The 9,541-nt window shown below is 72.8% G+C and carries 9 protein-coding genes, 1 pseudogene and 1 riboswitch; of the genes and pseudogenes, 9 read left to right on the forward strand and 1 reads right to left on the reverse strand.

The window, feature by feature from the left end:
- The 4 genes and pseudogenes from B4E97_RS11890 to B4E97_RS11905 form a co-directional block, all read left to right on the forward strand.
- Window positions 1–499, forward strand: a pseudogene (locus B4E97_RS11890) (M4 family peptidase); the annotation flags it as partial.
- A gap of 281 nt (window positions 500–780) precedes the next feature.
- Entirely contained in the window at window positions 781–1,962 is a 1,182-nt protein-coding gene (gene sucC / locus B4E97_RS11895; protein WP_029212044.1) for an ADP-forming succinate--CoA ligase subunit beta, read from the forward strand.
- Window positions 1,963–1,996: 34 nt separating this feature from the next.
- The gene (gene sucD, locus B4E97_RS11900) at window positions 1,997–2,884 is read left to right on the forward strand and encodes a succinate--CoA ligase subunit alpha (RefSeq protein WP_019285584.1); all 888 of its coding nucleotides are present in this window, start codon (window positions 1,997–1,999) and stop codon (window positions 2,882–2,884) included.
- Between the two features lie 160 nt (window positions 2,885–3,044).
- On the forward strand, window positions 3,045–4,256 hold the full coding sequence (locus B4E97_RS11905) for a DUF6350 family protein (RefSeq protein ID WP_286959997.1): 1,212 nt from the start codon (window positions 3,045–3,047) through the stop codon (window positions 4,254–4,256).
- A 61-nt stretch (window positions 4,257–4,317) separates the two neighbouring features.
- On the opposite strand, the gene B4E97_RS11910 is transcribed toward B4E97_RS11905, so the two are convergent.
- Window positions 4,318–4,812, reverse strand: coding sequence for a hypothetical protein (locus B4E97_RS11910; protein WP_286959999.1), 495 nt, complete (start codon window positions 4,810–4,812; stop codon window positions 4,318–4,320).
- A 37-nt stretch (window positions 4,813–4,849) separates the two neighbouring features.
- Between B4E97_RS11910 and purN the strand changes: the two genes are divergently transcribed.
- The 5 genes from purN (at window position 4,850) to B4E97_RS11935 (ending at window position 9,499) form a co-directional block, all read left to right on the forward strand.
- A complete protein-coding gene (gene purN / locus B4E97_RS11915; protein ID WP_019285586.1) occupies window positions 4,850–5,467 on the forward strand; it encodes a phosphoribosylglycinamide formyltransferase in 618 nt (205 codons plus the stop codon).
- A 98-nt stretch (window positions 5,468–5,565) separates the two neighbouring features.
- Window positions 5,566–5,643: riboswitch (ZMP/ZTP riboswitch) on the forward strand.
- A gap of 35 nt (window positions 5,644–5,678) precedes the next feature.
- Complete coding sequence (purH, locus tag B4E97_RS11920) at window positions 5,679–7,328, forward strand: bifunctional phosphoribosylaminoimidazolecarboxamide formyltransferase/IMP cyclohydrolase (RefSeq protein WP_286960000.1); 1,650 nt, start codon at window positions 5,679–5,681, stop codon at window positions 7,326–7,328.
- On the forward strand, window positions 7,318–8,355 hold the full coding sequence (locus B4E97_RS11925; RefSeq protein WP_286960001.1) for a DMT family transporter: 1,038 nt from the start codon (window positions 7,318–7,320) through the stop codon (window positions 8,353–8,355). The genes purH and B4E97_RS11925 overlap by 11 nt, the downstream gene beginning before the upstream one ends.
- A 5-nt stretch (window positions 8,356–8,360) precedes the next feature.
- On the forward strand, window positions 8,361–9,224 hold the full coding sequence (locus B4E97_RS11930; protein WP_286958061.1) for a bifunctional methylenetetrahydrofolate dehydrogenase/methenyltetrahydrofolate cyclohydrolase: 864 nt from the start codon (window positions 8,361–8,363) through the stop codon (window positions 9,222–9,224).
- Window positions 9,221–9,499, forward strand: a complete 279-nt coding sequence (locus tag B4E97_RS11935; RefSeq protein ID WP_286958065.1) for a DUF3017 domain-containing protein — start codon at window positions 9,221–9,223, stop codon at window positions 9,497–9,499. The genes B4E97_RS11930 and B4E97_RS11935 overlap by 4 nt, the downstream gene beginning before the upstream one ends.
- Window positions 9,500–9,541 lie beyond the last annotated feature (42 nt).

Here is a 9,541-nt window from a genome sequence, read left to right on the forward strand (position 1 = left end):
GCCTACCCCGACGCCCACCCCGACCCCGACGCCCACCCCGACCCCGACGCCCACCCCCACGCCGGGCAGCAACGCGGTCGTCAACGGCGGCTTCGAGTCCGGCCAGACCGGCTGGACCGGCACCACCGGCCCCATCACCAACAACGCCGGACGCCCCGCCCACACCGGCACCTGGAAGCTCTGGCTCGGCGGCAACGGCACCACCGCCACCGAGTACCAGCAGCAGACCCTGACCGTCCCGGCCGGCGGCAAGCTCACCTACTGGGTCGCCGTCGACAGCGCCGAGACCTCCGGCTACACCGCCTACGACAAGGCCACCGTCACCATCAACGGCTCCGCCGTGGCGTCCTACTCCAACCTGACCAAGACCAACGGCTACGTCCAGAAGACCGTCGACCTGTCCAGCTACGCCGGACGCAGCGTCACCCTCAAGATCACCGCCACCGAAGACTCCTCCGCCCAGTCCAGCTTCGTCTTCGACGACATCACCGTCCAGTAACCCCAGCACCACAAGAGTCACGCACGAGGCCGTATGCCGGGACCCCCCTTCCCGGCATACGGCCTCGTCGTCCGGCACCGCCCCCCAGGCACAGCCCACCGGATCACCCGACCGACCCCGGTCCCGGGACCGACCGGGTGGACCGACCGGCTCGCCCGACCCGCGCGGGCGCGCCCTCGGTGTGGCATCGGTCGCAGGGGGACGGTTGGCGTGGGCCGGTGCGTCGGAACCGCGTTATCCTCGCGAAGACACTCCACCACCTAACCCAAGGACGGATGAGCGTGGATCTTTTCGAGTACCAGGCACGCGACATGTTCGAGAAGCACGGCGTGCCGGTCCTGGCGGGCCAGACCGCCGAGACCCCCGAGCAGGCTCGGGCCGCCGCAGACGAGATCGGGACCAGGAGCGGCGGGGTCACCGTCGTCAAGGCCCAGGTCAAGACCGGAGGTCGCGGCAAGGCGGGTGGCGTCAAGGTCGCCAAGTCCGCCGACGAGGCCGAGCAGTACGCCCAGCAGATCCTCGGCATGGACATCAAGGGCCACACCGTCCACACCGTGATGATCGCGCAGGGCGCCAAGATCGCCGAGGAGTACTACTTCTCGCTGCTCCTGGACCGCGCCAACCGCAACTACCTGGCGATGTGCAGCAAGGAGGGCGGGATGGAGATCGAGCAGCTCGCCGTCGAGCGCCCCGAGGCCCTCGCCCGCATCGCCGTCGACCCGCAGGTCGGCATCGACGAGGCCAAGGCCACCGAGATCGTCCAGGCCGCCGGCTTCGACGCGGAGACCGGCGCCAAGATCGTGCCGGTGCTGCAGAAGCTGTGGGACGTCTACCGCGAGGAGGACGCCACCCTGGTCGAGGTCAATCCCCTCGTCAAGACCGAGGACGGCGACATCATCGCCCTGGACGGCAAGGTCACCCTCGACGACAACGCGTCCTTCCGCCAGGCCGACCACGCAGCCCTGGTCGACGAGAAGGCCGCGGACCCGCTGGAGGCCAAGGCCAAGGCGATGCACCTCAACTACGTCAAGCTCGACGGCAACGTCGGCATCATCGGCAACGGCGCAGGCCTCGTGATGAGCACCCTGGACGTCGTCGCCTACGCCGGCGAGGACCACACGGGCGGGGCCAGCAAGCCCGCCAACTTCCTCGACATCGGTGGCGGCGCCTCGGCCGAGGTCATGGCCAACGGCCTGGACGTCATCCTCGGCGACGAGCAGGTCAAGGCCGTGTTCGTCAACGTCTTCGGCGGGATCACGGCGTGCGACGCCGTGGCCAACGGCATCGTCGGCGCCCTCAAGTCGCTGGGCGACCAGGCCACCAAGCCGCTCGTCGTCCGTCTGGACGGCAACAACGTCGTCGAGGGTCGCCGCATCCTCGAGGACTACAACCACCCGCTGGTCACCGTCGAGGAGACCATGGACGGCGCTGCCCGCAAGGCCGCCGAGCTGGCCGCCAAGTAAGCGTTCGAGCGAGAGAGACAGGACTACACAACCAATGGCTATCTTCCTCAACGCCGACTCCAAGGTCATCGTCCAGGGCATGACCGGCTCCGAGGGCATGAAGCACACCACGCGCATGCTCGCCTCCGGCACCGACATCGTCGGTGGCGTCAACCCCAAGAAGGCCGGCCAGACGGTCGACTTCCCCGAGGGCAAGCAGGTCCCCGTCTTCGGCTCCGTCAAGGAGGCCATGGACGCGACCGGCGCCAACGTCTCGGTCGTGTTCGTGCCGCCGGCCTTCACCAGGTCCGCGGTCGTCGAGGCCGTCGACGCGGGGATGCCGCTGCTCGTCGTCATCACCGAGGGCATCGCGGTCAAGGACTCGGCCGAGTTCTACAACTACGCCGCGGCCAAGGGCACGACCCGCATCATCGGCCCCAACTGCCCCGGCATCATCAGCCCCGGGCAGTCCAACGCCGGCATCATCCCCGCCGACATCGCGGGCGCCGGCCAGATCGGTCTGGTCTCCAAGTCGGGGACCTTGACCTACCAGATGATGTACGAGCTGCGTGACTTCGGCTTCACCACCGCCGTCGGCATCGGTGGCGACCCGGTCATCGGCACCACGCACATCGACTGCCTCGAGGCCTTCGAGAAGGACCCGGAGACCAAGGCGATCGTCATGATCGGCGAGATCGGTGGCGACGCCGAGGAGCGCGCGGCGAAGTTCATCCAGGACAACGTCACCAAGCCGGTCGTCGGCTACGTCGCGGGCTTCACCGCCCCCGAGGGCAAGACCATGGGCCACGCCGGCGCCATCGTCTCGGGTGGCGCGGGCACTGCCGCCGCCAAGAAGGAGGCCCTCGAGGCCGCCGGCGTCAAGGTCGGCAAGACGCCGTCCGAGACCGCCGAGCTCATGCGCGAGATCATGAAGTCCCTCTGACCCTCACCGGTCACGGCGAGAGCCGGTCACCCCTCCTCGGGGTGGCCGGCTCTCGGCATACGACAGCCTCCGCCGGGGCGGGCCAGGTGGCTCCGGTGGCCGCCGGACCGGCGAGCCGGGTCGGGCCGCGGGGCCCCGGTGGGAGACGATGAGGGCACCCATGACTGACTCGCCCCGCCTCCGCCCCGCCGCCGTCGCTGCCACCCGGGCCGTGCGCGCGGCCGCCGTCGCCGTCGTGACGAGCTGGCTGCCGCTCGTGCTCCTCTCCGTCGTCGCCTGGGCCGGGTCGGCGGGTGCCACCGGGGGGTGGCCCGCCGCGCTGGGCGTGGGGTCGCTGGCCTGGGTCGCGGCGCACGGCGGCTCGGTGCGCCAGGCCGGGGTCGTGCTGTCGCTGACCCCGCTGCTGCTGACGGCGCTGGCCGTCGCGTCGGCCGCGGTCGCGGCGCGCACCCTCGCCGGGCCCGTCGAGGACGACCGCTCGCCGCGGCTCGGCTGGCTGGGCGGGATGCGCTCCGGGGTGGCCCGGCTCGTCGGGGCCTTCATCGGCTCGTATGCCGTCCTGGGGCTTCTCGTGGCTCTGCACGCGTCGAGCCTCGCGATCCGGCCGTCCTGGCCGTCCACGGTGCTGGGCGACGTCGTCGTGCCGCTGCTCGGCGTGCTGGTGGGGCTGCGGCACGCGTGGGCCCGGCCGGCCGCCGCTCCCGGGTGGCACGACCAGGTCGTCGGGCTCGTCCCCGTGGCGGTGCGCCGCGCCCTGGGGGAGGGGCTGCGCGGCGTGGGTCTGCTGCTGCTGGCCGGTCTGGTGCCCGTGGTCCTGGGGTTCGTGACGCACCTGGGGCGCGTGCGCGACCTGACGTCGTCGCTGGACGCCGGCGCGGTGGGCAACGTCCTGCTCGCCGTGGTCCAGCTGGCCTGGCTGCCCGACGCGGCGGCCTGGGGCCTGTCCTGGCTGGCGGGGCCGGGGTTCTCGCTGGGGCTGGGCTCGACCTACACCTGGTCGCAGGCCCAGTCGGGCCTGCTGCCCATGGTTCCGTTCCTCGGCTCGCTGCCGGACAACGGGGCGCTGCCGTGGTGGGCGCGGCTCGCGGGGCTGCTGCCGGTGATCGTGGGGGCCGTGGTCGCGCACCGGGCGATCGGTCGGCTGGCGACCCTGTCGACGTTGGGCGCCAAGGCGCTGGCCGCCGCCTCGGCCTGGCTGGTCATGGTCCTCGGGTCGCTGGTCGTGATGCTGCTGTCGAGCGGCTCGTTGGGCTCGCGGGCGCTGGTGTCGGTGGGGCCGCACGCGTGGTGGGCGACGCTGGCGCTGGCCGGCGAGCTCGCGGTGGGGGCGCTCCTGGCGCTCCTGCTGACCTGGCGCCGCTACCACCACTGACCTACCTGAGGTAGGCACATCGACCCGGGTTGGACGCGGAGCCGGTCAGAGGCCGAGCCGGTCAGAGGCCGAGCGCGCCCGACAGCCAGGACGGCACCGACTCGTCGAGACGGGCGTCGCACTGCGCCTGCGCCACGCGAGTGTTGGCGCCGGCGGTGCACGTCGACCAGGTCGTCATCTGCGTCGGATAGATCGACTGCAGGGCTGCCGTGAACAGCAGATAGCCGCCCAGCGTGACCCCCACGAGCTGCCACGACGCCCAGCCATAGCGCTTGGCCCGCAGCTGCAGCGCGACCGCCCGCCCCGCGAACCACATCGCGGCCAGGCTCGTCGCCACCGCCAGCAACGACCAGGGGTGGTGCAGCGACAGCAGCGGCACCGTGACCACGATCGCCAGCGCCGCCCGCATGCCGTCGGTCGCCCCGGGTGGTGGTGCCGGGCGCCGTCCGCCGTCCGCAGGGCCTCGCCCGTCACCGGCCCCGGGGCCTCGCCCGGCGTCGTCCGGGCGCCGCTCGTCGTCGGACGGGCGCGGTCTGGGGGCTCGGTCGGCAGGCACGCGCCCCATCATCCCCCATGCCACTAGGGTGCTGGCTGTGAGCGACTCGCCCCAGCCCGTGCCGATCGTCGTCCTCGTGTCGGGCTCCGGCACCCTGCTCCAGGCGCTGATCGACGCGAGCGCCGACCCTGGCTATGGCGTGCGGATCGCTGCGGTGGGGGTCGATCGCGGCGGCACGCTGGGGCAGGAGCGGGCCGAGCGCGCGGGGATCCCGACCTTCGTCGTCCGCCCCGCCGAGCACCCTGACCGGGCTGCCTGGGACGCCGCCCTCGCCGCCGAGATCGCTCGTCACGCACCGCAGCTCGTGGTCAGCGCCGGCTTCATGCGGATCCTCGGGCCGCAGGTGCTGGCCGGTCCGACCGTGATCAACACCCATCCCGCGCTGCTGCCGAGCTTCCCCGGCGCGCACGGCGTCCGTGATGCCCTCGCCCACGGCGTGGCGGTGACCGGGACGACCTGCCACGTCGTCGACGCCGGCGTCGACACCGGGCCGATCATCACCCAGCGGGCGGTCGCCGTCGAGGACGACGACACCGAGGTGTCCCTCCACGAGCGGATCAAGGTCCAGGAGCGCGAGATGCTCGTCGACGTCGTGGGCCGTATGGCGCGCCACGGCCACCACCTCGACGGCCGCCGCGTGCGCCTCGGCCGCTGAGAGGGCGGGCGCTGCGGCATACCGGCTCACGACCCGCCCCCGGCGGGATCATCGGCCTGGCGGACGACGGCCGGTCGATGCCTTCGCCCCCGGTAGGGTTGGAGGCACACGACTGGCGCAGGTGGACCACCACCGGGGAGTGACGATCGTGGGCATCGCCCGCCTGGGTGCCCGCACCGATCCAACCGCAACCGCTCGCAGGAGTGACCTGATGACTGCCAACGACCGCACCGCTGCGTCCGCGACGACCGAGCAGGGGCGGCGACCGATCCGGCGCGCCCTCGTCTCGGTCTACGACAAGACCGGCCTCGAGGACCTCGTCCGCGGCCTGCACGACGCCGGCGTCGAGCTCGTCTCCACCGGCGGCTCGGCCGCCCTCATCGACGGACTCGGCCTGCCCGTGACCCGCGTCGAGGAGCTGACCGGCTTCCCCGAGTGCCTTGAGGGGCGGGTCAAGACGCTGCACCCGCGCGTCCACGCCGGGATCCTCGCCGACACCCGCAAGCCCGACCACCTGCGCCAGCTCGAGGAGCTCGAGGTCGCGGCGTTCGAGCTGGTCGTCGTCAACCTCTACCCCTTCACCGCGACGGTCGCGTCCGGCGCCAGCCCCGACGAGTGCATCGAGCAGATCGACATCGGTGGCCCCTCCATGGTCCGCGCCGCCGCCAAGAACCACCCGAGCGTTGGCGTGATCACCTCGCCGGACGACTACGCGTCGGTCCTGGCCGCGGTCGGCGCCGGCGGGTTCACCCTCGACGAGCGGAAGTCCTTGGCCGCCAAGGCGTTCGCGCACACCGCGGCCTACGACGTGGCCGTCGCCTCGTGGATGGTCTCGTCCTACGTCGGCGACGCCCAGACCTTCCCCGAGTTCGCGGGGGCGACCTGGTCCAAGGTCTCCGACCTGCGGTATGGCGAGAACCCCCACCAGCGCGCCGCCCTGTATCGAGGCGAGGGCCCGGGCGTGGCCTCCGCCGAGCAGCTGCACGGCAAGGAGATGTCCTACAACAACTACGTCGACACCGACGCCGCCGTGCGGGCCGCGCACGACCACGGCCACCGCCCGACCGTCGCGATCATCAAGCACGCCAACCCGTGCGGCATCGCGGCCGGCGCCCCCGACGAGCCGATCGATGCCGTGCACCGGCGCGCCCACGAGTGCGACCCGCTGTCGGCCTTCGGCGGCGTCATCGCCACCAACCGCCCGGTCACGGCCGCGATGGCCGAGACGGTCAAGGACATCTTCACCGAGGTCGTGGCGGCTCCCGACTTCGAGCCCGAGGCGCTGGCGATCCTCACGGCCAAGAAGAACATCCGGCTGCTGCGCCTGCCCGCCGACGTCCGCTCCGGTGCCTCTGCCCTCGAGCTGCGCCCCATCTCGGGTGGCCTGCTCGTGCAGGAGGCCGACCGGATCGACGCGGTGATCGAGCCGACCGAGGACGACGAGGAGACGGCGGGCCACGGCGACGCGCCCCTGCACTGGACGCTCGTCGCCGGCGACTCCGTCGACGACCGCACCCTCGTGGACCTCGACTTCGCCTGGAAGGCCGTCCGCGCCACCAAGTCCAACGCGATCCTGCTCGCCCGCGACGGCGCCTCCGTCGGCATCGGCATGGGCCAGGTCAACCGCGTCGACTCCTGCCGGCTCGCCGTCCAGCGGGCGGGGGAGGAGCGGGCCCGTGGTGCGGTGGCGGCGTCGGACGCGTTCTTCCCGTTCGCCGACGGCCCGCAGCTCCTCATCGACGCCGGCGTCCGCGCCATCGTGGCCCCGGGCGGGTCGATGCGCGACGCCGAGACGATCCAGGCCTGCCAGCAGGCGGGGGTGTCGTTGTACTTCACGGGCACGCGCCACTTTGCCCACTGACCCCCGCGAGGGCGGACGCGAGGTCGCCGGAGCCCCCGGCAGCCCCGGCGACCAACACGAGGAGGGCCGGCCCGTCGTCGTCCTGTCGGCGGCGGCCGCCCTCCTCGCGGGCGCGCTGTCCTCGCTGCAGTCCCGCGCCAACGGGACCTTGGCGCACGCATTCGCCAGCCCGGTGGACGCGTCGCTGTGGAGCTTCGGCTCCGGGTGGGTCGTCCTGCTGGCCGCGCTCCTGGTCCTGCCCGGGCCGCGGCGGGCGCTGCGCGAGGTCGTCGGCGCGGTCCGCTCGGGCCGCCTGCCGTGGTGGCAGACCCTGGGCGGGCTGAGCGGCGGCTTCTTCGTCGCCGTCCAGACCAACGCCGTGCCCGTCCTCGGCGTCGCGCTGTTCACCATCGCCATCGTCGGCGGGCAGACGACCAACGCCTTGCTCGTCGACCGCCTCGGCATCGGGCCGGCCGGCCACGTGCCGGTGACCGTGGGTCGGGTGCTGGCCGGCCTGACGACCTTCGTGGGGGTCGGCGTCGCCGCCTCGGCCCGGTCCGGGAGCGGCGGGGCGGACGGCATACCTCTGCTGCCTGTCGCCCTCACCGTGCTCGCCGGCGCCGCGATCGCCCTCCAGCAGGCGCTCAACGGGCGCGTCAACCGCGTCAGCGGCGACGTCGTGGTCACCTCGACCATCAACTTCACCTGGGGGCTCGGGCTGCTGCTCGGGTGGGCCGGCCTGCTCCTGGCGCGCGGCGGTCTGCGGGCACCGGCGACCTGGGACCTGCCGTGGTGGGCCTACGTCGGGGGACTGATCGGGATCGTGTATGTCGCCATCGGCGCCGTCGTCGTGCACCACCTGGGGGTGCTCGTGGCCACCCTCATGACGCTCACCGGTCAGCTCGTGTCGGCGGTGCTGGTCGACCTGCTGGACCCCGCCGCCCGCTCCCACGTCGGGCCGCAGCTGCTGGCGGGCGTCGTGATCACGCTCGGCGCGGCCGTCGGGGCAGGGGTGGCCGCGCAGCGTGCGAACCGGGTGGCAAGATGAACGACGTGACTGCGACGATCCTCGATGGCAAGGCCACCCTCGCGACGATCAAGACCGAGCTCGCCGAGCGCGTCCGCGCGCTGCGGGAGCGCGGCATCACCCCGGGACTCGGCACGGTGCTCGTCGGGGACGACCCCGCCAGCACGTGGTACGTCGGCGCCAAGCACAAGGACTGCGCCGAGATCGGTGTCGCCTCGATCCAGCGGCACCTGCCCGCCACGGCCACCCAGGCCGAGGTGGAGGCGGTCGTCGACGAGCTCAACGCCGACCCCGACTGCACCGGCTTCCTCGTGCAGCAGCCCACCGGCCTCGACGACAGCGCGATCCTGGCGCGCGTCGACCCGTCCAAGGACGTCGACGGCCTCAACCCCGTCAACCTCGGCAACCTCGTGCTCGGCATCCCCGCGCCCCTGCCCTGCACCCCGATGGGCGTGGTCGAGCTGTGCCGGCGCTACGACATCCCGCTCAAGGGGGCGGAGGTCGTCGTCATCGGCCGCGGCATCACGGTGGGTCGCCCGCTCGGCCTGATCCTCACCCGACGCTCAGAGAACGCCACGGTCACGTTGTGCCACACCGGGACTCGTGACCTGGCCGCCCACACCCGCCGCGCCGACATCGTCGTGGCGGCGGCCGGGGTCCACAACATCCTGGCGCCCGACATGGTCAAGCCGGGGGCCGCCGTCTTCGACGTCGGGGTGTCCCGCATCGCCGGCGAGGACGGGAAGTCCCGGGTCGCCGGCGACATCCACCCCGACGTGATGGAGGTCGCGGGCTGGATGACGCCCAACCCTGGTGGCGTCGGCCCCATGACCCGCGCGCTGCTGCTCAGCAACGTCGTCGAGTCCGCCGAGCGGGCTGCTTCCGCGTGACGTCCGTGGGGCCGGGGCGCCTCGCCCTGTGGTGGGTGCTCGGCCTCGGCTGCGTGCTGGCGCTGGCCGTGGTGGCGGTGGTGTCGCCGCGGCTGGGCGGCAACCTGCTGGCGGGGGCGCTCGCTGCGGCGGCCGTGCTGCGCCTGGTGGTGTCCGACGCGGCGGCCGGCGGGCTCGTCATACGGTCCCGAGGTCTGGACGTGCTGATGTATCTCTCGCTCGCCGTCGTGGTCGCGGTGGGTGCCAACGCCGTCAACTGGCACCCCACCCGCTGACCTACCGCGGGTAGAGGCATCGACCGGCCTTCGTTCCCCAGG

The organism is Arsenicicoccus sp. UBA7492, from assembly GCF_002479615.1.
Classification (GTDB): Bacteria; Actinomycetota; Actinomycetes; order Actinomycetales; family Dermatophilaceae; genus Arsenicicoccus; species Arsenicicoccus bolidensis.